A 255-nucleotide genomic window follows, 5' to 3' on the forward strand; every position below is an offset into this window, starting at 1 on the left:
ACGGCGGCATGCTTGCCTCGTTGTAAACCCGGCCGATGATCAGCGGACGATCCGGATCGCCGTTGATGAAGTCCACCACCACTTCGTCGTTCACTCGCGGGATCTGCACCCCGCCAAATCCCTGGCCCGCCCAGGCGCTGGAGACGCGCACCCAGCAGGAGCTGGTGTCGTCGCCCTTCGCCAGCCGGTCCCAGTGAAACTTCACCTTCACCCGCCCGTAGCGGTCGGTCCAGATCGACTCGCCTTTAGGCCCCA

At 65.1% G+C, this 255-nt stretch carries 1 protein-coding gene; it reads right to left on the reverse strand.

The annotated features are described in order from the left end of the window. On the reverse strand, positions 1–255 hold a 255-nt coding region (gene vgrG / locus AC0T7J_RS25665), incomplete at both ends, for a type VI secretion system tip protein VgrG (RefSeq protein ID WP_473798655.1).

This window comes from Pantoea sp. E956-1 (assembly GCF_982223955.1).